The organism is Kurthia sp. Dielmo, assembly GCF_000307285.2.
In the GTDB taxonomy this organism is placed as follows: Bacteria; Bacillota; Bacilli; order Bacillales_A; family Planococcaceae; genus Kurthia; species Kurthia populi.
Genome location: NZ_HE578959.1, coordinates 401,789 through 425,450, shown reverse-complemented (window position 1 = coordinate 425,450; position 23,662 = coordinate 401,789). Strand labels below are relative to the sequence as shown.

22 protein-coding genes and 2 pseudogenes are annotated in these 23,662 nt (G+C 39.3%); 15 read left to right on the top strand and 9 right to left on the bottom strand.

What is annotated here, in order from left to right; genetic code table 11:
* Positions 1 to 18 precede the first annotated feature (18 nt).
* Both KTHG_RS13205 and KTHG_RS13200 read right to left on the bottom strand, forming a co-directional pair.
* Positions 19 to 1,485: an MFS transporter gene (locus KTHG_RS13205; protein ID WP_126991629.1), complete on the bottom strand. Its 1,467-nt coding sequence runs from the start codon at positions 1,483 to 1,485 to the stop codon at positions 19 to 21.
* A gap of 881 nt (positions 1,486 to 2,366) precedes the next feature.
* The gene (locus tag KTHG_RS13200) at positions 2,367 to 2,966 is read right to left on the bottom strand and encodes a TetR/AcrR family transcriptional regulator (RefSeq protein ID WP_139994152.1); all 600 of its coding nucleotides are present in this window, start codon (positions 2,964 to 2,966) and stop codon (positions 2,367 to 2,369) included.
* 165 nt (positions 2,967 to 3,131) lie between these two features.
* Between KTHG_RS13200 and KTHG_RS13195 the strand changes: the two genes are divergently transcribed.
* The 4 genes and pseudogenes from KTHG_RS13195 (at position 3,132) to KTHG_RS22165 (ending at position 6,233) form a co-directional block, all read left to right on the top strand.
* Entirely contained in the window at positions 3,132 to 4,646 is a 1,515-nt protein-coding gene (locus KTHG_RS13195; protein ID WP_139994150.1) for a CoA-acylating methylmalonate-semialdehyde dehydrogenase, read from the top strand.
* Positions 4,647 to 4,657: 11 nt separating this feature from the next.
* Positions 4,658 to 5,819, top strand: a pseudogene (locus tag KTHG_RS13190) (iron-containing alcohol dehydrogenase).
* A 12-nt stretch (positions 5,820 to 5,831) separates the two neighbouring features.
* Complete coding sequence (locus tag KTHG_RS22170) at positions 5,832 to 6,074, top strand: hypothetical protein (protein ID WP_370362769.1); 243 nt, start codon at positions 5,832 to 5,834, stop codon at positions 6,072 to 6,074.
* A 24-nt stretch (positions 6,075 to 6,098) separates the two neighbouring features.
* On the top strand, positions 6,099 to 6,233 hold the full coding sequence (locus KTHG_RS22165) for a hypothetical protein (RefSeq protein WP_370362768.1): 135 nt from the start codon (positions 6,099 to 6,101) through the stop codon (positions 6,231 to 6,233).
* A gap of 41 nt (positions 6,234 to 6,274) precedes the next feature.
* Here the strand turns inward: KTHG_RS22165 and KTHG_RS13180 are convergent.
* Both KTHG_RS13180 and KTHG_RS13175 read right to left on the bottom strand, forming a co-directional pair.
* Positions 6,275 to 6,499, bottom strand: a pseudogene (locus tag KTHG_RS13180) (SCP2 sterol-binding domain-containing protein); the annotation flags it as partial.
* Positions 6,500 to 6,642: 143 nt separating this feature from the next.
* Positions 6,643 to 7,377, bottom strand: coding sequence for an alpha/beta hydrolase (locus tag KTHG_RS13175; RefSeq protein WP_139994148.1), 735 nt, complete (start codon positions 7,375 to 7,377; stop codon positions 6,643 to 6,645).
* Between the two features lie 252 nt (positions 7,378 to 7,629).
* Here KTHG_RS13175 and KTHG_RS13170 point away from each other — a divergent pair, with 252 nt between their 5' ends.
* Together KTHG_RS13170 and KTHG_RS13165 are read left to right on the top strand one after the other, a co-directional pair.
* A complete protein-coding gene (locus KTHG_RS13170) occupies positions 7,630 to 8,520 on the top strand; it encodes a LysR family transcriptional regulator (RefSeq protein ID WP_126991636.1) in 891 nt (296 codons plus the stop codon).
* A gap of 155 nt (positions 8,521 to 8,675) precedes the next feature.
* Positions 8,676 to 8,861, top strand: a complete 186-nt coding sequence (locus KTHG_RS13165; RefSeq protein ID WP_126991637.1) for a hypothetical protein — start codon at positions 8,676 to 8,678, stop codon at positions 8,859 to 8,861.
* 157 nt (positions 8,862 to 9,018) lie between these two features.
* Here the strand turns inward: KTHG_RS13165 and KTHG_RS22055 are convergent, their stop codons facing one another.
* Together KTHG_RS22055 and KTHG_RS13155 are read right to left on the bottom strand one after the other, a co-directional pair.
* Positions 9,019 to 10,527 carry a methyl-accepting chemotaxis protein gene (locus KTHG_RS22055; RefSeq protein ID WP_139994146.1) on the bottom strand — a complete coding sequence of 503 codons (1,509 nt, stop codon included), beginning with the start codon at positions 10,525 to 10,527 and terminating at the stop codon, positions 9,019 to 9,021.
* Between the two features lie 68 nt (positions 10,528 to 10,595).
* On the bottom strand, positions 10,596 to 11,438 hold the full coding sequence (locus KTHG_RS13155) for a phosphotransferase family protein (protein WP_139994144.1): 843 nt from the start codon (positions 11,436 to 11,438) through the stop codon (positions 10,596 to 10,598).
* A gap of 463 nt (positions 11,439 to 11,901) precedes the next feature.
* Between KTHG_RS13155 and KTHG_RS13150 the strand changes: the two genes are divergently transcribed.
* Positions 11,902 to 12,372: a hypothetical protein gene (locus KTHG_RS13150; protein WP_126991640.1), complete on the top strand. Its 471-nt coding sequence runs from the start codon at positions 11,902 to 11,904 to the stop codon at positions 12,370 to 12,372.
* A 67-nt stretch (positions 12,373 to 12,439) separates the two neighbouring features.
* On the opposite strand, the gene trxA is transcribed toward KTHG_RS13150, so the two are convergent.
* Positions 12,440 to 12,748: a thioredoxin gene (gene trxA / locus KTHG_RS13145; RefSeq protein WP_139994142.1), complete on the bottom strand. Its 309-nt coding sequence runs from the start codon at positions 12,746 to 12,748 to the stop codon at positions 12,440 to 12,442.
* A gap of 94 nt (positions 12,749 to 12,842) precedes the next feature.
* On the opposite strand from trxA, the gene KTHG_RS13140 reads away from it, so the two are divergent.
* From KTHG_RS13140 to KTHG_RS13130, 3 genes are all read left to right on the top strand, one after another.
* Complete coding sequence (locus KTHG_RS13140; protein ID WP_139994140.1) at positions 12,843 to 13,055, top strand: DUF4017 family protein; 213 nt, start codon at positions 12,843 to 12,845, stop codon at positions 13,053 to 13,055.
* A gap of 14 nt (positions 13,056 to 13,069) precedes the next feature.
* Positions 13,070 to 13,309: a hypothetical protein gene (locus tag KTHG_RS13135; RefSeq protein ID WP_233600620.1), complete on the top strand. Its 240-nt coding sequence runs from the start codon at positions 13,070 to 13,072 to the stop codon at positions 13,307 to 13,309.
* A gap of 194 nt (positions 13,310 to 13,503) precedes the next feature.
* Positions 13,504 to 18,408: a S8 family serine peptidase gene (locus KTHG_RS13130; RefSeq protein WP_255512455.1), complete on the top strand. Its 4,905-nt coding sequence runs from the start codon at positions 13,504 to 13,506 to the stop codon at positions 18,406 to 18,408.
* A 45-nt stretch (positions 18,409 to 18,453) separates the two neighbouring features.
* On the opposite strand, the gene KTHG_RS13125 is transcribed toward KTHG_RS13130, so the two are convergent.
* Entirely contained in the window at positions 18,454 to 19,263 is an 810-nt protein-coding gene (locus KTHG_RS13125) for an alpha/beta hydrolase (protein WP_139994138.1), read from the bottom strand.
* Positions 19,264 to 19,369: 106 nt separating this feature from the next.
* Between KTHG_RS13125 and KTHG_RS13120 the strand changes: the two genes are divergently transcribed.
* The 3 genes from KTHG_RS13120 (at position 19,370) to KTHG_RS13110 (ending at position 21,962) form a co-directional block, all read left to right on the top strand.
* A complete protein-coding gene (locus tag KTHG_RS13120) occupies positions 19,370 to 20,284 on the top strand; it encodes an NADP-dependent oxidoreductase (protein ID WP_139994136.1) in 915 nt (304 codons plus the stop codon).
* A 112-nt stretch (positions 20,285 to 20,396) separates the two neighbouring features.
* Positions 20,397 to 21,716, top strand: coding sequence for a Na+/H+ antiporter NhaC family protein (locus KTHG_RS13115; RefSeq protein WP_139994134.1), 1,320 nt, complete (start codon positions 20,397 to 20,399; stop codon positions 21,714 to 21,716).
* 54 nt (positions 21,717 to 21,770) lie between these two features.
* Positions 21,771 to 21,962 (top strand): hypothetical protein, encoded by a 192-nt coding sequence (locus tag KTHG_RS13110; protein ID WP_139994132.1) that lies wholly within the window; start codon positions 21,771 to 21,773, stop codon positions 21,960 to 21,962.
* Positions 21,963 to 22,111: 149 nt separating this feature from the next.
* On the opposite strand, the gene KTHG_RS13105 is transcribed toward KTHG_RS13110, so the two are convergent.
* Positions 22,112 to 22,831, bottom strand: coding sequence for a DUF2332 domain-containing protein (locus KTHG_RS13105; protein WP_139994130.1), 720 nt, complete (start codon positions 22,829 to 22,831; stop codon positions 22,112 to 22,114).
* Between KTHG_RS13105 and KTHG_RS13100 the strand changes: the two genes are divergently transcribed.
* Positions 22,716 to 23,369 carry a LysR substrate-binding domain-containing protein gene (locus tag KTHG_RS13100; RefSeq protein WP_139994128.1) on the top strand — a complete coding sequence of 218 codons (654 nt, stop codon included), beginning with the start codon at positions 22,716 to 22,718 and terminating at the stop codon, positions 23,367 to 23,369. The genes KTHG_RS13105 and KTHG_RS13100 overlap by 116 nt on opposite strands.
* Before the next feature lie 95 nt (positions 23,370 to 23,464).
* A complete protein-coding gene (gene rpmG, locus KTHG_RS13095; protein WP_029498883.1) occupies positions 23,465 to 23,614 on the top strand; it encodes a 50S ribosomal protein L33 in 150 nt (49 codons plus the stop codon).
* Positions 23,615 to 23,662: the final 48 nt, after the last annotated feature.

Here is a 23,662-nt window from a genome sequence, read left to right as displayed (position 1 = left end):
ACACGACTTTTTTTATTATTAAGATATTGTTTTCGGCGGTTGTGTTTGCTCAGTTTCGATATCTGGAGCTTCTTCATGCCACCATAATGCATCTTCAGGATCTTGTTTCATCACTTCGCGTACTTCTTTTTTCGTTTCAACTGTTGGGTACGAGCCTTTTAATGCGCGACCTGACGTTTGAACGAATAATAAGCTAAAGACGATTAAGCCAATGATGCTGACCGCTGCTAAATAGTACGCTGGTGCAAGTGGATCGCCTGTTACATGGACTAAATAAGCCGATACAAGTGGTGTTGTCCCACCAAATATTGACACCGATACATTAAAGGTCAATGCCAGTGCACGATAACGAACATCTGAGAAGAATAAACTTGGTAGTAATGAAGGAAGTGTCCCTTCATAAAAACTTAGTAGGAAACCTAATAAGAAGACACCGGCGAAAATAAAGCCGACTTGGCCAACACCCATTAACATAAATGCAGGGATTGATAGGAAGGTTAACCCAACAAGGCCAATTTGAACAACACGTTTATTACCGAATTTATCACTCATGCGACCAAAGAATAATGCGAGTGGCATCATTAAGACCATTGTGATTAATAAAATGACTAAACTTGTTGTGTTATCAATGCCGATAACTTCGGTTAAATACGAAGGCATATATGACAGTACCATATAGTTGGTAATGTTAAAGAATGCCACGATAACAACACTTAATATTAAATCTTTTTTATAATGCTTTAAAATTTCTTTAAATGTTAACGGTTCTTCGTCACTTTCTTCTTGTGCTTGCTCCATTTCTTCAAAAATTGGTGATTCGTCAAGATGACGACGTAAATATAAACCAATTAGACCGATTGGTGCAGCGATGAAGAAAGGAATACGCCAGCCCCAAGACATCATTTGAGCATCAGATAGGGCGAACGTTAAAATGGTAACGAGACCTGAAGCGGCAATGAAACCAGATAAAGAACCGATTTCTAAGCCACTACCAAGCATCCCACGTTTTTTATCGGGAGATGATTCGGCGATATAGACCATCGCGCCTGAGTACTCCCCACCAGTAGAGAAACCTTGAATCATACGAGCGACTAATAATAGAATAGGCGCCCAAATACCAATTTGCTCATACGTAGGTAATAAACCAATCATTAATGTAGCAATTGCCATAATAATAATCGTTGTACTTAAGACAATTTTACGACCGTATTTATCGCCGATCTTACCAAAGAAGATGCCGCCAATTGGGCGAACTAAGAAGGCCACAGCGAATGTAGCGAAGGTGAAGACAAGTTGAAGACCACTATTATCAACACCAGCGAAAAATAACTGACTAATGACAACAGCTAAATAAGCATAAAGACCAAAGTCAAACCACTCCATCGCGTTACCGAGACCGGTGGCGACAACAGCCTTACGTGCTTTCTTGGAACTCACAACATTAATATCTTGCGGTTCCATATCTAAATTATTATTTTGTTGCATATTCTCTAAACAGCTCCTTTTGGGTTTGCTATTTTCGAGGATTGCAAAAGATATGTAGTACTTTAATTGTTGGGAAATAAAATAGCGGAAAAGTAAAACAACAATCTCAATCTTTTAAATCCTGATTTTGTTGTCGACAAAACAAAAATAAATCTACTCGAGGTTGTTCATATGTAGTAAAAAACTTTTTACGTGAACACTCTATCTATTCCCCACTGTTTTACTTTGAAACATAAAATAAAGAAGTTTTTATTTTCAGAAAATTAACCGGCTATTTTCATATAAATAAGAAGAAACAGAGGAAATTGAACTTAAATACAGTTACTTTCATTAATAAAATATGATTTTTTTTGAAAAAAATAAAAAATAATAAAAACAGGTTTAAGCTTTTATAAAAAGGGCTACATTATAAATGTACTTTTCATATTCTTCTCTTTGACCCCCAGTGGAAACATTGGGGGACTTTTTATTTTTACGCTAACAAAAGGTTATGATGAATCTGAGTGAGTACGTGCTTATATACGCACTCATTTTTACGCTTTAATATTTTTTTACACGTAACAAAAGTAGAAAATGCTGCTTTTGTTACGTGTATTTTTGATGGTGAATTTTTTAGTAAACTCGAGTAAAAGCTCATTCTACTTTTTATTTAGCTTATATTGGCAATTCGGATAAATGCACGAAGTAAAATCGGCTATTTTCAGTTTTGAGAGGTGAATTGGTGTCATTTACGCGAAACAAACTAGATGTCATTGAAAGAACGTTGATATAAAGATTAGCGGAAGAAATAATAAATAGTCTAGACTATATAAAATTGGGCAAAGTAAAACCAGCTCTCTGCGGCTGTATACCGAAAAAAGCTGGCGAAATAAAGCTAGTTTTTACGCGCGTATGCCATCAAGTAGCGTTATTGTAAAGACATGCATCTCTTTTATTAAATCAAAATCCTCTGCATGAATAAGCCAATCATACACATTGGCACGCATCGCCCGTTGAATCATTTTTTCAATCGCTTCAAATGACAGATCCTTACGGAAAATATTTTGTTCCACGCCTTCTTCTAAATAACGACGAATCAGTTCAAAAATCGTCCGCTGTGGGTGAATTAAATAATGCACATGCTCGACTTGATTCGTCATCGCTGCTGTATAGACAGTGCGCATAATGTCTTTGCCAACGACAGTTGTTAAATAAATCATTTGTTCATCGTATAGTGCAATAATTTTCTGTGGTGGACTTAAGTTTTCATCGATTTTTTTTGCGGCCTCTACATAATGTGCATCAAATTCCTGAAATTTTTCGAGCACAATATCGTATTTTGTTGCAAAGTGAGTGTAAAAAGTTCCTTTTGAAACGCCACAAGTTGTCGTAATTTGTGCAATCGATACATGCTCAAATCCTCGTTTTGCAAAAAGTTTTAATGCGGTATCTAAGAGCTTTTGACGCGTCTCTAGCGCCTTTTTCTTTCGGTCGGTTGTCAAAAAATCACTCCTTTTCTCTAAAAAGTTAAAAAATTATCGTTGACGAATGAATTTTCTATCGTTTATGATTTAAGTGACCGAGGTCAGTGAAATAATCATACGAGAAATTTATATTTTTTTCTAGTGTATTTTCAGAATTTTTTAAAATTTAGGGAGGCGAACGATATGGAAACAACAGGAATTCAAACATTAACGCATTTTATCGGAGGACAAAACGTAGAAGGGCAGAGCGGACGATTTGGTGATGTCTTTAATCCGACAACTGGAGAAGTCATTGCGAAAGTACCACTCGCGACTAGAGAGGAAACACGTGAGGCCATTGCAGAGGCACAGGCAGCATTCCCGGCATGGCGTGATGTCTCTGTCGCAAAGCGTGCGCAGGTTTTGTTAAATTTCCGCAATTTATTAACACAACATTTAGATGAGCTCTTAGCTATTATTTGTCGTGAAAGCGGAAAAACGATAGAAGATGCGAAAGGCGAAGTGACGCGTGGTATTGAATCTGTTGATTTAGCAATCGGCGCTCCGCATTTAGTGAAAGGGGAATATTCGGTCAATGTTGGTGGGAATATTAATGCGTATTCTGCAAAATATCCACTAGGCGTTGTCGCGGCAATCTCGCCGTTCAATTTCCCAATTATGGTACCGCTTGCACAAACAAGTATGGCAGTGGCAGTCGGGAATGCGGTCATTTTAAAAGCTTCTGAAAAAGTGCCAATGACAGCATTATTTATTAGTGAGCTATGGAAAAAAGCCGGCCTTCCAGATGGCATTTGGACGGTAATCAATGGCGATAAAGATGCGGTGAATGAATTACTCGAACATAAAGCGATTAAGGCGATTTCATTTGTTGGTTCAACACCTGTTGCAAAATATATTTACGAAACAGGGGCAAAATACGGCAAGCGTGTCACAGCACTTGGCGGCGGTAAAAATAATATGGTTGTCATGCCAGATGCGGATTTAGAACAGGTGGCAGAAGCCTTTATGGGCGCGGCATACGGTGCAGCATCACAGCGCTGTATGGCATTATCAACGATTATGCCCGTAGGACAAGAGACGGCTGAGCGCTTAGTCGCTATTTTAAAACAAAAAGTAGCAGCGTTAAAAGTAGGCTCCTATGAAGAGGCGGATACCGATTTCGGCCCGGTGATTTCAGCGCAGGCGAAGGAAGCGATGCTTGCGGCGATTAAGAAGGGGGAAGAAGAGGGCGTCGAAATCGTTTGTGATGGTCGAGAGCTTCCTATCGTCAACGAATCAAAAGGTTTCTTCATTGGCCCGACCTTATTTGACCACGTAAAGCCAGGCATGGATGTGTATGAGCAAGAAATCTTTGGCCCGGTGCGTAATATCGTACGCGTGGAAACACTTGATGAAGCCATTCAGCTCATTAATGAGCATGAGCTTGGCAATGGCGTGACGATTTTCACAAATGATGGCTATGCTTCACGTAAATTTACGACAGAAATCGATGTGGGCATGGTCGGTGTCAATGTGCCAATTCCGATTCCAGTTGGCTATCATAATTTTGCAGGCTTTAAAGATTCACGCTTTGGCGAGGGGCATATGTTTGGCCCAGATCAGGCGCGCTTCTTTACAAAAACAAAAACCGTATCGGAACGCTGGCCAGAAGCGGGCTCTCAAATGGGCTCTACATTCGCGTTCCCAAGTAATGATTAGGAGGGTTTCAGATGGCATACACAGTACATTCTCCGGCAAAAATTGTTTATGGTAATGGCGCCTTTCAAACTCTTGGGGACCATGCGCAAAAATTAGGGACGACCGCGTTAATTATTAGTGACCCGATTATGGAAGATTTAGGGGTTGTGGCACAATGTGCAGCGCATTTAAAGCAAGCCTCTGTAGCGTATACAGGGGTGACATCAGAGCCACTAGACGTTTATGTAAATGAGGGACTTGCGCTTTTACGTGAACATCAATGTGATGTCATTGTCTCTATTGGTGGCGGTAGCTGTATTGATACGGCAAAGGCCATCTCGGTTGTGGCAACAAATCGCGGCTATATTGGGGATTATATGCACGGTGCGACGCCCATTACCGAGCTACCGATTCCGCATATTGCGATTCCGACAACAGCGGGGACGGGTAGTGAGGCAACCGATGTGACGGTTATTACGAATACTGCAGAAGACATTAAAATGATGATTAAAGATGCAGCCTTTATGCCAGATGTGGCACTTGTTGATGCACAGCTAACAGTATCGTCACCACGGCATATTACCGCTGCAACCGGCGTTGATGCGATGAGCCATGCGATTGAGAGCTTATTATCACGCAAAGCGCATCCATTTTCGAATCAATTGGCGCTGTCTGCTATTGAATTAATTACCGCGAACTTACTGCCGGCATATCGTGATGGTCACAATTTGGCGGCACGTGAGGCGATGTCACTCGGCTCGTTGCAAGCGGGGATGGCATTTTCAAATGCTTCTGTGGCGCTTGTACATGGCATGTCTCGCCCAATCGGTGCACTATTCCACGTCCCGCATGGTATTTCAAATGCGATGCTGTTACCAGCGGTGCTTGAATTTTCAAAGGAAAACTGTACGCCGCAGCTTGCAAAAATGGCGCCGTTTTTTCATTGAGCAAACAGCCGATCTGAGCGAGGAGGAACTTGCTGATGAAGTCATTCAGGCTGTAAAAGCATTATGTCGTAGCTTAGACATTCCAAATTTAAAGGGTTATGGCATTGAGAAAGCGGCGTTTTATGCAGCAATTCCAAAAATGGTCGTTGATGCGATAGCCAGTGGCAGTCCAGCGAATAATCCGCGCATCCCGACAGAAGAAGAGCTAGCGCAGCTGTATAAGGATGTTTATCATTATGTGTTTTAATGAGGTGTTGTGATGAAGGACCAACAGCAGGCATATGAGCAGCTCATCGCTGTTATTGACAAATATATTCCTGTAGGCTTTAAAAAATGCGAAGAGCATGGTGGCACTCACTATGTTGTGCCACTACGTGATTACCCAAAAGGTTATCATGTGACGCCCGGTACACCGCTTCCTTTTTTAAGCGTAATTCCGCAAAAGCATCATATTGGGGTGTATCATATGGGCATCTATGCCAATCCGGAGCTACTACAATGATTTACGACGCGCTACAAGGAAGAAGTGTCAACGAAATTACAAATGGGAAAAAGTTGTATTCGTTTGACGAATGCGACGCATATTCCGTATGAGCTATTAGGCGAATTAGTCGAGAAGATGACGCCTGATGCGTGGATTAAAGTATACGAACAACGCTAAATAAAAGCCTTCTAAGGAGTGTCCCCTAGAAGGCTTTTTGTTTATTTATAATACGTTAAGAGGCTGCTTAGGCGTAGTAGATGACTCATATCACCCTTTGATTTCAATTTTCCCATCAAGAAAGCTGTTTGTGGATTCATTTGCCCCGTTGTAAGCTTTTCAAAATTTTTACTAGAAATTGATACGGTACAGTCGGGTGCCTGCGCATCCTTTGCGACATGTGCATTATTGCCATCAAATGAAATGAGCGTGCTTTCTTCTGTATCGGTAAAGTCAAATTAAATACGTGCATTGTAACCTTTTAAACCAGCTGGGTCTTGCTGAATTTTTGATAAAAATTGTTCCATCGCTTGTTTTGTCATCTAACTACCTCCCTGTTTCCTCTCATCATAAATTAATTTCTAAAAATTTACAATTCATTCGTAAGGAAATCGACAATATCGTCATGAATTTCAGGAATACGCGCTAATGATAAAAGATGCCCAGCCTCCTTATAGCCACGTAACTGCTTCGTTGTAGAGGCAAGTCCGTCATAAATTAACTGGGCACTATGCTGATAAATATGCGCGTCCGCTTCGCCGTACAAGATAAGGGCAGGACAGTTGATATTCGCTAGTAAATCAGATGTCGCTAAAATAAATTGCTGCAGCGCATGTAATTTATGCTCAGGACGAGGGAAGTGCGTCGCCACAAAATGAAAGGCTTCTGGCTCAGGGATGTCGCGCATGCGTAAATAATATGTTGTATAGGCTTTTACGCGTGACTCTAGGCCGCTAAGCTCCCGTTCGACAATGGGCGATGACATCGTCACAAGTGCTTGCGGTGCCACTTCATCTGCTAAATGGAGTGCAATGACGCCACCGAGTGATTGACCGACAATCGCAATTTTTTCATAGCCTTGCTGTTGTAAAAACAAATACGCCTCGCGCGCTGTTTGTAGCCAGTCTGCAATACCTGTTTGGAAAAATTTTTCTGGATGCTGCCCATGCCCTGCATAAATTGGTGCAAGACAAGTAAAGCCTGCTTTATGTAAATGTTTTGCTGTACGTTTCATTTCATTGGCTGTGCCCGTAAAGCTATGAAGCAGTAGCACCGCATGTTTACCGCCTGCTAAAAATAAGCGCTCAGGGGATTTAATGTTCATGTTGTAACCTCTTTTCTAAAAAAAGCCTATCACACAATGAAATGAACGTATAATACATTATTTTTAATAAAATCATGCGAAAAATGCATAAGTGAAATGTGTATATATTTTCTAATCTAGTACTAAAAATCTAGTATCTATGAGCTGTTCGCCCTGAATTAAGCAAAATTTCTAAATGGAAGCGCTTTAATGGAGTATAATACATCGTAATCATAAAAATCATGCGCAAGTTACATAAGGGGTGACGTGATAATGGAATGGCATCATTTTCATTATTTTAAAGTTTTAGCAGAGATGGAACACATGACGCGAGCAGCAGAGAAGCTTTCGGTATCACAACCAGCATTAAGCCGTGCTATTATGCGAATTGAAGAGGAATTGGATGTGTCACTATTTGATCGTAATGGCCGTTCCATTCGATTAAATAAATTTGGCGAGCTCTTTTTAGAAAGTACCAATCGCATCATTTTAGAAATGGAAACAGTCAAAACACGTTTGTCAGAAATGAGTGGTGTTGAAACCGGTGAGGTAACGCTTGGATTTCTTCATACGGTTGGTGCGACTTATTTATCGCTCTTTATGAAGCAATTCAAAGACACCCATCCGAATGTGCGCGTGAAGCTCGTTCAAAACAATTCACAGGCACTCAAAAATTTATTAGCACAAGGTATTATTGACCTATGTGTCACAACGCATGTAGCCACTGAAAAAAATATTGAATGGCAGCCGCTATTAACAGAGGAATTATTTGTGACGTTGCCACGGACACACCGCTTCGCAGGACGAGAAACATTGACCGTAAAAGAATTACAAGACGAAACGTTTATTTTATTAAAAGAAGGCTTTGCGCTTCGTCATTTATCAAATGATTTATTGAAAGAAGCGGGCATCCAAGTAGCCATTAGCTTTGAAGGAGAAGAAGTTCAAACGATTGCAAGCTTCGTTGCAGCAAATCTCGGTATTTCATTTTTACCAAAATTAACGCATTTAGCCTTTAATGATCTCGTGCAAATTCCGATTGAAGGAAAAAAAGCAGCGCGTCATATCGGCATTTGCTCAAATAAGGAAGTCGTCGAAACAGCTGTCGTGCGGGAAATGAAAGAGCAGCTTGTTCATTATTTTAAAGGATTTCCAGAGCTGTAAGAGATGCTAAAGGGCAACTGCTCTTAAAGAAAAGGCACTCAAAAACAGTATTTTGGCCGTATTTAAAACTGCATTGAAACGTTCCTCATTTCATTATTTCCTCAAAAGAAGTATGATAAAAATAATACTTTTTTGATATTTAAGGGAGGCATACAATGAGTAAAAGTTTAAATACGCCAGAAGCCATTTTACTAACCGGCTCTTTTTTGATGGTTTTATACATTTTCGATGAATTAGTGGAAGATTATCACGTACCATTTTTATGGCTTGTTTTTCCGCTTATTCTATTGGTCCTAGCGATTTTTTCATACGTTAAACGAGAGGCCACCGATGACAAGTAGATACATACTAAAAAGAGGCTTTGACATACGTATAAAAACAACCGTTCATATGAGCATAAGAAAAACCGGAATCACGCTATAGCGCGATTCCGGTTTTTCGTTGCGAACGCTAAAAAAGGAAAATGACGTGTTTTATCCCAGCCTCTTTTTACATATATTAGCCGTTTAAAGTCGCAACTTGTGCGAGCTGTGTGCTCATTTCCTGGATATGCTCAACCGCTGTTGTGACAGAATCACTCAAGGCTTTTTGTGTAGATACAAGGGAATTAATACGGTCCATATGCATTAAAATCGTATCAATTTGCACTTTTAAATCGGTTAAACTTTGCTCAATATCTTCTGTGGCACCCGCACTATTTAGCGCTAGTTTACGCACCTGATCCGCAACGACGGCAAAGCCTTTTCCTTGTTCACCCGCACGCGCAGATTCAATTGCGGCATTTAAGCCCAATAAATTCGTTTCATCTGCAATGCCACGAATCATCGATGAAATATTTTGGGTATTGTCCGCACGTTGATGAGCATCAATTGCGGCATGCGCTGATTGCTGCTGAGCATTCGTCAATTCGCTTACATGATTTTTCATATCTTGCATAGCGTAGGTCATTTCATCAATACTTGCATTTAATTGTTGGATGCCTGCTTTCATATGCTCTCCGCGTTCCTTTTCCTGACTTTCTAGTGTGATATCACGCATCACACCAACGATATGTTCCACGATGCCATCTGTATTACATGTAATAATAATCCGATTGCTCATCGCAATATATTGCCCGCGGCTATCTCGTACGCGGTACAGCAACTCGCATTGTGCTTTTCCGTTTTGCTTCGCTTCTCTAAAACATATTTTAAATATAGGATTTGTGCCATCGCGGTCTGTTGGATGGATGAGATTTGCAAAATCCTTATACGTTTGTGGCTGTGTCGTTTTCGTATAACCAAAAGCTGTTAAAAATTGCTCTGAAAACCACACGGTATTTTGAGCATCTGCTAAGTTTTGTGGATTTTTCACTTGGACATGCCAAGGTGATTCATACATGACTTCGGTAATTAATCCATGTTTTTCAAGTAGTTGCACTGAGCGCTGCTTTTCAATATGTTGAGCGGTTAGATCGTGAATGACGCCATAGCATTTACTAAGTTTTTGCTCCTTATAAAGAAGCTGAATATGACAATCGATATAGCGGATTTCTCCCAGTGGTGTCACAAGGCGACATTGCGCTTCAATACGCTCTGCTGTTGTTTGAAGCGCAGTCGCAAGTGCATTTTTAATATGTACGACATCATCTTCATGAATAAAATGCATAATGGAACGCTTTGTATCATCGCCAAGCGTTCCTGTTAGCGTTTTCAATTCATCGCTCATTATTAACTTTGTGTCCGTATGCATCAAATCACCATGCATAACATCTGCAACCCAATAACCACTATTTGCTGCACTGCAAATCGTTGAAAATAAATAATCATGCTGTGCAAGGCGTTCATGCTGCTGTGTTATATAAGAAGTTAGTTTTTGAATAAGTTGTTGTTCGTGAGGAGAGAGGTGTTGAATCGCAGCGGTAAGGTTAAGGTTTCCGCCCGCTTCGAGATTTTCGACAAATGATTCGATAACGGCTAAAAGTGGAGAGGAACTAGCCTTTGCTGTGGTTTGTAAAAATGAGAACATATTACCCCTCTTTTCTAAGTTTGTTTATGAATAATTTACTATATTTTGGCATAAAAAACAATAAAAGTTTAAAATTTTATCGATTTAAACCACGAAGGAATGATATGTTGAAAGCCATGGTGGTCCTGAATCATCCGCTCAACATGAGGCAACGTTGTTTGTAGTTGGCCGATATTATCCGCCCAAATGATAGAAGAGAAGGCAAGCATACCGGCATATAGCGTGTAAAGTGTCCAAAAATCATCAGGCAAGTGGTGATCATAGTAGCCTTCAAGTAATCCAATGCAAAAAGGAATGCTATGCTCTCTACTAAAGAGGCCGAGTTTTACAAAATCCCAAACCGGGTCACCCCAATCAAAGCGCCCAAAATCGATAACACCCGCGTAGTGGCGGTTATGAATAATTAAATTAGGCAAATGAAAATCATCATGCTGTAAATGGGTAGGGCGCCCGTTTAATAAATGGAGATGTGCATTGATAAATTGCTCGACTGCAGGCATAAAATCATATGTGTACCCTCGTTCATAATACGTTTTTCGGTAACGCTCATATTTAGTTTTTTGATAGCTTGCCCATGTATTTTCCTTTGCTTTAATCGCATGAATGCGACGTAAATCAGCGCTTGCATCCACACCGACTTGATATTGCTCTGTCGCTGTAAGCGTGCCAATTGTATCCTCTGCATCCAATCCTTCTAAAAAGCTCGTTATCATATAATTTGGTCCAATTTCTAGCGGCTCATAGGTCTGTGTACCAGTAGAAAAAAGTTGCTGTAGCAATGAAAATTCCTGCTTTTTTTGTGTGTATTGCTGCGGATCAAATTGTCGATAAAGGCATTGTTTTTGCTCATAATGCACGAGCCATTTTTCTTCTCCAGAAAATCCTTTGGTTATTTTTTTGATCTTTTCCATGTCTACCCTCCGCTATCATTAAGTTGGTCTTATTCTAACGAGAATGATAAAGAAATTCAATAATTGAATAGTGGTTCATAAGGAATTAGCATTAAATGGAATATAAAATATATGTCATACGGTATATTTTTTAGAAAAAAGCTACACAAAGTAGAAAAAATGAGTTAATATGTATAAGAACTAGCGAAAGTGGTTTTTTTATGGAGAAAACTCTACAGGCGTTATTAGGAAATGAAGCGGAAACATTTTCTATGCTCCTTTGCTAGTCAAATCCCTATTTTTAAATGCCTAACCAGTTGGGCGCTGGTGCTAGCCTAAGCAAAAACGTCCAATGCAATTTGTTACACGGTAAATCCCTTACCGCATACCAAACCTCTATCACAAAACAAAGGCGTCTTTTCCATGAGAAAGGGCGCTTTTGTTCCTGTTATAGAGAAAAAAACTGTTAAAGGAGGACACATAAATGCAGCGGGAAATTTCTTTTGCCAATCTACAAACGCATTTACATAGTTGTTCTTTTACACAATTAAAAATGAATTGGATGCAATTAATTGAGGAGTTTTGTACGAATACAACAACCTTCGCCCTTCTTTGGAAAATGTCAGACCGTACGCATTTTGAGCAATTACAGGGAAATGACTATTATTATGAGGTACATGATTTATATGCGCCCATGTCTGAAATTATCAAAATATTACAACAAATGAAATGGCAAGAACGTGGCTATGTACAAAATCTCGTAGAGTCACCAAGTGCGTATGAGGAGTTAATTCAATTAATTTTAAGCATGCTAGAATTTCGGGTAAACAATGCAGAGGCTGAAAAAGTACAACACCGTCTCCTCAAAGCGCATGTGCTCGAGCTCCAAGTAGAAGATGCCACCGTTAATGAATTACTAACACATGCCACAACGTCGATTAAATATGTTCTTTAAATTCTAACAATATAAAAAGCGCGTCTAACCATTTTATTCGTTAGACGTGCTTTTTTGTACGGATTTATTAGCGATAGCTATTAATAAAATCAATTAAAGCTTCTTTTGGTTGATAGCCACCAGTTTTTGCAACTACTTCGCCGTCCTTCAATAACACTAATGTAGGTACAGACATTACTTCATATTCACCTGCAGTAGCAGGGTTTTCTTCGACTTCTAATTTTACAATCGGCACATCAATTTCTTGTGCTAGTTCTTCTAACACAGGTGCTAACATTTTACACGGTCCACACCAAGTTGCCCAAAAATCAACAAGTACAAGCCCTGATTTTGTCTCTTCATAAAATGTTTGATCCGACGCATTCACAATTGCCATCGTTATAGCCTCCTTTAATATTGTCTTTATTTTAGCACGATATGTGTTTAATTACTGAAAGATAGGTTAATTATTTTATAAGGGGGAATCGAGTATGATGAAATTATTATGGATACCCATTGTGCTATATTTAGTCGCATTAGGGGTTTTTATTACAAGAGCAACGAGCCGAGGCACAGATGAAGGTATTGCAGCTCAAATTTTAGCGGGACAAGGACTTGCTTTACCAGTATTCTTCTTTGCATTTTTATTTATTTGGTTCTTTAATCGTCGCAAAAAACGTCAAGACCATAAAAATAATGTTTAAGGAGGTGTCAGCTTATGAGTGACCGAATGAACAAGGAAGATAAGAAAAAAGATACAGATTTTAAGCGTATGGATAGCCCAGATCAAGTGAATTCAGATACAGAAAGTCTTTTTGATAAGGATGAGGAAATGATGTTCGTTGACCCGATTCCTGTAGAAGAACTAAATGAAAAAGTGAAAGATGAAAAACTGGAAAATCGTGAGGATACAAAAAGCACGTCCTCAAGCTCAAAAAAATATAAGCATGATAAGTAAACTGTGCAAAAAAGCGTTCCCACTAAGGTGGGGCGCTTTTTTTAGAAAAAATTGCCCTATTCATGATAATTTTATCCGTATAATGACTTATCTTTTGTATTTTTGTGAGAAAAATCATTGAAATTGATAATCATTTTCAATTATGATTCTTTTCGAGATAAAATGAAAATGATTATCAAAGGGAGTACATAGAAATGATGAAAAAAACACTTGCAACGGCGGCAACAGTTGCCCTAACAGCATCAACAAGTTTACCAACAACATTATCAGCACAGGCAGAAACAACAGTAGAAACGACACAATTACTTGTTCAACATAAAGAAAATGCAGAAATTTCAACAAAACAAGCGAAAGCATTGAACGCAGAAATTGTTTCTGAACATGATCAAACAACGGTTATCGACGTTGCCGTATCAGATGTAGATGAAGTAGTTGAAACATTAGAAGCAGATAAAGATATTGAGTTTGTAGAAGAAAACAAAATTTATACAATTGCTGATGATACAGCAATGAATGATGAATTTTATACAAATCAATGGAATTTAAAAGCGATTGATACAGAAAATGCTTGGAAACAAGCTGAAGACGCTTCAAAAGAAGGTGTAACAGTCGCAGTTTTAGATACTGGTGTGAAAGCAACACATACAGATTTAGCTGGTCGTGTACTTGAAGGTGCAACATTTGTTGACAATGCAGCAGACAATAAAACAGGTAACGATGACCAAGGTCACGGAACATTTGTATCAGGTATTATTGCTGCCAATGCGAATAATGAAAAAGGGATTGCGGGTGTCGTTGGGAAAGAGGATGTCACAATTTTACCTGTAAAAGTGATGGCGAAAAATGGTGAAGGAACAGCAAATGATATCGCTGAGGGGATTCGTTATGCGATTGACCAAAAAGTAGACGTTATTAATATGAGTCTTTCAGGTGAATACAGTGAAGCAATCGATACAGCCGTACAGGAAGCTGCACAAGCAGGCATCGTTGTTGTAGCTGCTTCAGGTAATGGCGGTGGGAATGCAGATACAAATTACCCTGCAGCACTTGATAATGTACTTTCGGTTGGTTCTGTATCCAAATCAGACCAAGTTTATGCTGGCTCGAACACAGGTGAAACAGTCGATTTAGTTGCACCAGGTGTTGGGGTAGTGAGTACATCACTTGCTGGTGACCTAGGGGACGAAACGGGTTATTATACGACAGGCACTGGGACATCTTATGCGGCACCACACGTCGCAGCAGTTGCCGCTTTATACAAAGCCCAGCATAAAGATGCCTCTGCAAATGAAGTGTCAGAAGTATTAACAAAAACAGCGACAGACTTAAATACAGAAGGCCATGATAGAGAAACAGGTTATGGTAAAGTAAATGCCGCAAAAGCATTAGAAAATAATGTCTCAATCGATGCCTTCACTGTAAACGCGCCGAAGAAAAACGCGGATGTTATTGGCGTGACACCTATCAGTGTGTCAACAGCAAATGATGCGGTACAAACAATGAGCGTATTTGTCGGTGATAAAGAGGTAGCAGCAGGTACAGTAAAAGATCATCAATTCACAAGCTCATTTGATACAACGGCATTTGCAGACGGCGATTACACGGTAACAGTGAAAGCCTATGATAAAGATGGCGTAGAATTAGATGCATTAGAGCGTACAATTCATATTAAAAACGCGCCAGTTTCAGGCTATATGTTTAGTGTTCAATCACCAAACGGTAATGTAGCAAAAGGTGCGACAGTGAAGCTATACGAAAAAGACGATGAAGGTCATTATTCAGAGCTTTGGACAGGCGGTACGGATAATGCAGGCGCTGTACGTGTACCAAGCTATGTCGGTACAGATTTAAAAGATGTGCGTGTTGTTGTACAAGGTAAATTTGACGACGCAGAAGGCAAAAACTCATGGTTCATGTATTCTCGTGAATTAAATACAACAGGTGCAATTACATTAACAAGCGATGATACACAAAAAGTAGCACTTGAAACAACAGGTAAAGACGGCAAAGGCATCGATGGCGCGCAATACTTCATTACAATGAAGGACGATGAAGGAAATACAGTCGGTGAAATGACAGACATTAATAAACTAGGTGCTAGCGAAAGCCCAACCGTTTATTTAGATAAAGGCGCATACAACATTTTTGCTTATGCAAAACAAGATGGCGATACGTATTTCTTATCTAAAACAGATGAAAAAATCACAGCACCCGGAAGTCTGACATTTGATACAGCACAAGCAGGCCAAATCACTGTGAATAACGATAATGGGAAATTAGAAAATGCGGTGTTATATGTTTATAACGATGCAATGAACGAAGCATTTGGTGAAGGAATCGCAACAGGCCGTAATTTCTATGTAACACCTGGTGACTACCAATACTTAATCGACGCTGAAGTGGCAGATGATACGAATGATGGTAAAGGAAACTGGATTTATTCATTCGCTGAAACAACAAAAGCAACCGTTAAAACAGGAGAAACAACAAAACTACAAGCTGGCGGTCAAGTCGATATGACATTAGAAGCAGACCAAGAAGCAGTCGCACGTTATGCTAAACAACGTAATGTAGCGTATATTGAGCGTGATCATGCCAATGATGCCTATAAAGCGGATCAAGCCTTCTATACAAAACAAATGTTTAGCGATGCATACGGGAACCAATTAGTAGGGATGAAACGTGGCTCATTAACAGAGGAAGATGCGCTTTACAAAAAAGATGTGGAAACAGGAAAAACCGAAATCAAAGCAGATGACGAAGAATGGAAAATCGAATCAAAAGATTTCGGTAATATTTATGCAAACTATAACATCAAGCGTAATAGTGACGGCAAAGTCTTATTAGATAGTGATACGAAAAATGCTACAAATCCTGCCAATCGTATGTATTATATGTATTCATTTATCGTTTTAACATCTGTAGAGTATACACAAGGTACGTATGATATTACGGTATCAGCGAAACCGAGCCCATTAACACGTCAGGCTGCAGATGCAACAAAAGGTCTTGAAAAAACCTTAACGATGAATTTAGTGGATTCTGGCGCAACATTAGCGCTAAAAGATGCAGAGGGTGCCAATGTCGCCACGTATACAACATTATTACGTGCTGAAAAAGATGAAAATGGCAACATCGAATGGAATCAATACTATAACCGTAACTCAGATAGCACGAAAGTGTTAAATATTCCAGATAATTTAAAAACAAGTAGCTTAGAAGGCGGAAATATCGCTATCATCCGCTATAATGTACCAAATTCAGGCGGGAAATTCGGCTTTATCTATCGTCAATTTGACGAATTGTCAGATTTACAGCAAGATATTACAATTCCAGAAAATATGACAGAAGTGACGGTTGATCCAAAAGATGGCGACCAAGCGATGAATAATATTTCGACGAAGCTATTAATGATTAAGAAGAAAGTAACTGTAGACGGTCAAGAAGCGTATCCAACAGCGAATACACTACAAGTGTACAAACATAGCTCTGTCTTTTTAGAAGCAGAAAAAGATAATGGTTATGTTATCGAAGGGAATTATGTGACATTACCAGATGCAGAAGGGAAGCAAGATAACTACTATTTCTTAAATGATAAAGTGACTGTAGATGATACAGAAGGTGCGAATAACACCGTAACATTCAACAAACAAGATTTAGCACAAGTGAAAATTAAAGCAGATACAGAAGGATTTAAAGATTTCCGCGGGGCAATTTTATATCCTTATAATAAATATAGCGATTCATTCACGGCGACATTACGTACAGGTCATAACTTCTATGTACCTGCCGATTTAAAAATGAATATGCAAGTACGTCTTGGCTTTGGTGATACGGAAAACAACAATAAAATTTGGAATTACTACTTCTCAAAAGGAACGCAAAGCTTTACAACAGGCGATGTATCTACTTGGAAAGTTGGCGGTCAGTTAACAACAGAGGTTGAGTTACCAAAAACAACATATAAAGCAGGCGAAGAAGTAAGTGCTTCAGCGCATATTAATGATGCGTATGGCAACCAATTATCCTCTGTATTAGTTAACCAAACAAATGACTACACAATTGCAGATGAAGAAGAGCAAGGTTCATATGTGCTTCGTAATGGCCAAGTGTCGTATGAAGTAGCGCATGGTAGTGAAACACATGCCGCTGTATCTGGTAGCGTTAAACCAGTTGCTTCTATTATAGATGCAGAGGGGAATGTTGTATCAAAAGCTTCAGATGAAATGTTCTACAACCATATTCATGGTCTAGATGCACCAACACAAGCAGGCGATTATACATTACAACTTGCGATTGCAGGTAGCCCATTAGGTGCTGTGAAATCAGCAGCTAAATTCAAGGTAGCAGCATCCACTGTCATTGTGCCACCAGTAGCACCGACGCCAAACACACAAGTTTCGGATAAAACAGGTGTAATCACAGGTAAAACAACACCAGGTGCAACAGTAGTTGTGAAAATTGGTGACAAAGTCATCGGTGAAGCGATTGCAAATGAAGCGGGTAACTTTACAATTAAGGTACCGAAACAAGCTGCGGATACAAAGCTAACCCTTATTGCATCTAAAGACGGTAAAGAAACGATAACAACAATTACAGTAGCAGATAAAACAGCACCAAAGGTAACGTCTGTCAAAGCATCAAATAAGATTGTTGTCAAAACAGAAAAAGGTGCCACAATTAAGTTAACAGTTGGCGACAAAACATATACGAAAAAAGCCAATAAAGATGGTGAATACACGTTCACAATTAAAAACTTAAAAGGCAATGCAAAATGGCGTATGACTGTAACGGACGCAGCAGGTAATGAAACGAAAAAAACAGGTAAAGTAGTCGATGCCGTAGCACCAGCAAAACCAAAAGTAATTACAAAGGTAAAATCATCGACAAAAACAATTAAAGGCACAGCAGAAGCAGGTTCACGCGTTTACTTATACAAACATAGTAAAGTCATCGCAACTGCGAAGACAGATAAAAAAGGAAACTACGTACTGCGTCTACCAAAACAAAAAGCAGCAACAACACTTTATGTAAAAGCGAAAGATTCATCAAGCAATTATTCAAAAGGTACAAAAATTGTTGTAGCAAAATCAAAATAACTGATAAAAAAGCCGGAGTCACTGGATAAGTGATCCCGGCTTTTTTTAGTATTGTTTTTCAATCCAGTCAATCGCTTCCGTAATTACCGCATCTTTGTCGACCTCATTAAAAATTTCATGCATTAAATGGGCATAAATTTTAAGTGATTTATTTGTAGAATGAATATCACCAAAAAACATGCGTGAATCTTCCTCACTGACAAGGCCATCATCTGCACCATGTAGTAAAAACACAGGATCTACAAATTGTGCGTGTGCTTCTTTTAACCAGTCCACCCCTTCGCCAAATACGTGATTAATAAGGTCAACGGAAATTTCTTTCTCAACAAGCGGGTCCTCCGTATAGGCTTTTACAACAGCTGGGTCACTACAGACGCCATCACCTAATTCATTCGCAAAATATGTGCCCATGCCATCTAGTGGTAGCTCACCCACAAGCTTCGTATTATAACGAGTTAGCGCTCCAGAAAGCACAAAGCCATTTACCGTACCAGGATATTTTGTGCCATAGGCGGCTGAGGCAAAGCCACCCATACTATGACCAATAAGGAATAGCGGGAGTTGCGGGTTTTCTGATTTTGCTTTGTTGACGACCGTGCGCACATCCTCGATAATATCGTGGAAATCTTTATAAAAAACGCGCTGCCCTTCACTACGGCCATGACCTCGGTGGTCGAAGCGGTAGACGACAAAATTCTTATCAAGTAATTTTTCGGTTACGTAATCATAGCGACCCGCATGTTCACAAAGTCCATGAACAATCACAATGGTTGCTTGCGGGGTACTTGCTGGCTCATCCTTTCTAAAATAAAGATTGATGCCATCAAAAGTTGTAATTGTCGTTTCATGAAACATATCATCACTCCTATCTAGTTATTAGTACCCGAGCTATCATAGGCTAAAGCATAAATGGTTTAATTTTTACATTAATTGGAAATAGAACAGCAAGGAGCTGATAAACATGAAGGTAATTGGGTTTGAGACGTATGGAGATGCATCGGTACTAGAGGAGCGCGATATCGCGGTACCTGTGCCAAAAGAAAAGCAAGTATTGGTTGAAACGCTTTATACAGCAGTGAATGTATATGATGTTGAGGTGCGTCGCGGCGATTTTGCGGATACGCCATTAACACAATTTTATGTGCCAGGGAATGAGGTTGTAGGACGAGTAGTGGCAGTAGGACAAGCTGTCACAGCATTTTCAATAGATGATATTGTAATTGCGAAAACGGCACGCAACGGCTACGGTGAATATGTTGCGGCTGGGCAGAGCCATACGTTTTTAAAGCCTGAATATTTAACGACAGCACAAGCCGCAAGTTTTTCGCATACGGCTGTCACGGCTTATTGGGCACTGCATGGCTTTGCAAAAGCACAGCAGGGTGAAACGGTCGCTATTTTAGGCGCCTCGGGGAGCGTTGGGAGCTTTGCCATTCAATTAGCAAAGGAAATGGGCTTACATATTATTGCGGTCGCGAGTGCGCGCAATGAAGCGTATGTACGCGGGCTTGGTGCAGATGATTTTGTCGATTATCACCAAGATGAAGCTGCCTTCGACGGGATAGCGGATATTATTATTGATGCGTCCTTACTTGGTAAGGGAGGTCAAGCGGGTATTCGCTATGCAAAAGATGGTGCACGCTTTGTTGGGCTCACAGGCTTACCAGATACAACACGCTCAGTTCAACTTATAGATGGACAGCGTACAAAAGATATGACCGACAAGGAAGCGATGGATGCACTTATCGATCTGCCGCTTCAAGTACGTGAGCCTGTAGTTTTACCATTTACAGCAACCGGTGCGCGTGAAGCACATGACATGCTGGTGGCAGGTAATCATGACGGCAAGGTTTTACTTCAGGTGCGCGAATCCTAAAAATTGTATGAATTATGACTTAATTAGCAACAAACACACACATCGCCTTGCACAAGCGACGTGACATCGTTAAACTTACGTCAGAAAAAAATGCAAGAAAGCTGTGTGAGAGATGGAGTTCGTTGTTTTTGGATTATTTGCATGTAGCTTATTGCTTTGTGTCGCATTCAATCAATCGATTTTGCTGGCACTTGCGTTTGGCTATATGCTCTTTTTTATGTATGGTTTAAAAAAAGGACATGCTGTACATGAGATGCTGCGCTTTTCATGGCAAGGCATTCGTCAAATTAAAGGCATGTTATTTATTTTTATCCTTATTGGCATGATGACCGGCATTTGGCGTGCAGCTGGGACCATTCCAATGATTATTGATGTTGCAACGGAATTCCTTGTGCCGGCGATTTTTATTATTGTCGTCTTTTTACTCAATTGCCTTGTATCCGTTTTAACGGGTACTGCTTTCGGTACTGTGGCAACGATTGGTGTTATTTGTATGACAATCGGCAATGTAATGGGGGAAAACCCCTTATTTGTTGCTGGTGCGATTTTATCAGGTATTTACTTTGGCGACCGTTGTTCACCGATGTCGACAAGTGCGCTGCTTGTCTGCGAATTGACGCATATGAAATTATTTGAGCATATTCGCCAAATGATTAAAACAGCAGCCATTCCATTTGCGCTGACGAGTGTGATTTATATCGTATTAGGCTTCATTCATACGCCAGAGGCAAAAACTACGCATGTTACAGCTATTTTCGCTGATAGCTTTGTGTTAAATGGCTATACGTTAATACCAGCTGCCCTTATTTTTGTGTTGCTGCTATTAAAAATAAAAATTAAACAGACAATGCTCATTAGTATTCTGTCAGGAATTATTATTTGTGTTGTTGTTCAGAAAATGTCGTTCACTGATATTGCAGCAACACTTTGGAGCGGCTATATCGCAGATAATCTACAATTAGGTGCGATGCTTGATGGTGGAGGCATTTTATCGATGGTGAATGTTATCGCTATCATTTGCCTATCATCGTCCTACTTTGGAATTTTCAATGGCACAAATATGCTAGAGAGCATTCAGCATAGTGTAGAGGCATTGGCACATAAAACGACCAATTTCTTTACGGGAACGATTGTAGCGATTATAGCGGTCATGATTTCATGTAATCAGACGCTCGCCGTTATGTTAACCTATCAATTAAATAAAGACATTTATCATGATGATAAAAAAACAGCGAGTATGCTAGCGGATACGGCAATTGTCATCCCACCACTTGTACCGTGGTCTATTGCCTGTGCAGTGCCATTAGCGGCTGTTGATGCACCGGTAGCAAGTATTTTATTTGCATGTTATTTATACTTATTACCGCTTGCTGGAATCATTCGTTCATTTTATATGAAAAAGCGTGCAATACCCGCATTGAAGCCACTGTAAATCGTTTATCATTTTCATTATCTTTAGTACAATAGAAAACGATGAGGTGACAACATGAAGAAAAAGAAATTTTTAAATTCACTTGGCCTAATTATGCTTATTATTTTTGGTGGTAATTTTGTTGTGAATTATATCCGCCACGATCAATTTGGTACGGTAGAATTAATCGGTGGTCTTATCGGCATCGTTTTATTATTAATTGGAGGCATTGTTATTAAAAATGATGCACCGAATAAGGAACGATAGTACAAAAAAGAGGCTGGACATACGTATAAAAACAACCGTTCATATGAGCATAAGAAAAACCGGAATCGCGCTGTAGCGTGGTTCCGGTTTTTCGTTGCGAACACTAAAAAAGGAAGATGACGTGTTTTGTCCCAGCCTCTTTTTGAATTTTAACGCCAAACATAATATTCCCCGTGCCCATCAATTTCTCTTAAAATTTTTTCCGAGACGATTTCACCTTGATAGATAGAATCTACATGCAAATGTGTATCAAATAGATTATTGTAGACGTGATATAGAGGCTGTTCCATACTATTAGTCTGCAATAAGTGAAGCAGTTCTTCTTTTAGGGCGGGCGGAAATTGATTCGCTACATGCGTATGGAAAATGATAATTTGAGTGTTTTCTTGCTGTGCTTTTTTTAGAAGGAGAGGCAATAGTGGTCTGAAGTCTCCTTCTATTAATTGACTCTTAACATGCCTATTTAATTGAATCGCTGTTTTTAGATTTTCTTTGCGCTGCGTTAATTCAGGCCATATTAGACATTCAAGCCATAAAGCTTGTTCCTCATCCTGTGTATCGACAATGGATAAATCAATGCCAATTCGTGAGGCAATGGAAAGAGGAGGTAGTGTGCTTAATGGGTTACCTAAATTTTTTGCATAGATTTTTAGAGGACTATTAAATTGTCCAAACTGAATGGGTGGTTGCTGTTCAATATGATAATGAAAGTGTTCGAGATTCAATAAGAGTCCGGCACTTGTTCCAATTTCAATGATTGTTAAAGGCTTTAGAGATTTTGCAGCTACTCCACAAAAAGAAACGATTGTGATTGCATTGTCTTCATCGCTAGCATCGACATTTATTTTATCGATATTACATCGTTTCACATTGGAAGCACGAAATTATAAGCTTGAAATTTTGATGCTTGATCAGCATGATGGAGCTGAGCTGTTACAATCTAAAAAAGCGGATATTGTCATAGATTTAAACCCTACAAAGCAAAAAGAGTATCATGCAGAAAAACTTATTAGTGCACCATTAAAATTAATTTATTCACCCAAGCTATTAATGGCTGGAGATACAAAAGATGCGCGCTTACATCATTTATTTACAAATAATGAGCTTGCCATCGGTTATTTAAATGAGCATGTCCCAGTGTTGCAATGGCTAGAAAATGAGTATCCAATCCAGTCCTATACAGGGGTAAAAGATAGTATTTTTGCTATTCAATTAATGCAAGACCAATTAGTCCTTGGCTTATTACCAGAATTTTTAGTAGAAAAAGAATTAATGAAGAATGAATTAAATGCATTAACTATAGGAGATATTGCAAATTTTTACGAGGTAAATATATTTGCTTCCTACAACCGTAATCAGCAAAATATTCAATCTTTTTTACATAGTTTGCGAAGTTCTTTAACATAAATCGATGGTTATTTTAAATTTGCCGTTGACAAACAAAAAATAGAAGCGTAAAATCATAAAACGTAATCATTACTATTTAAAAAGAGGTGTCTAGTATGCGTGTGAACATTACATTAGCTTGTACAGAAACAGGAGATCGCAATTATATAACGACAAAGAACAAACGAACGAATCCAGAACGTCTAGAATTACGAAAATATTCTCCGAGATTAGGGCGCGTCACATTACATCGTGAAACAAAGTAGCGATAAAAAATTTTACAAAAAAATAAATCGTAATAATTACGATTAAGG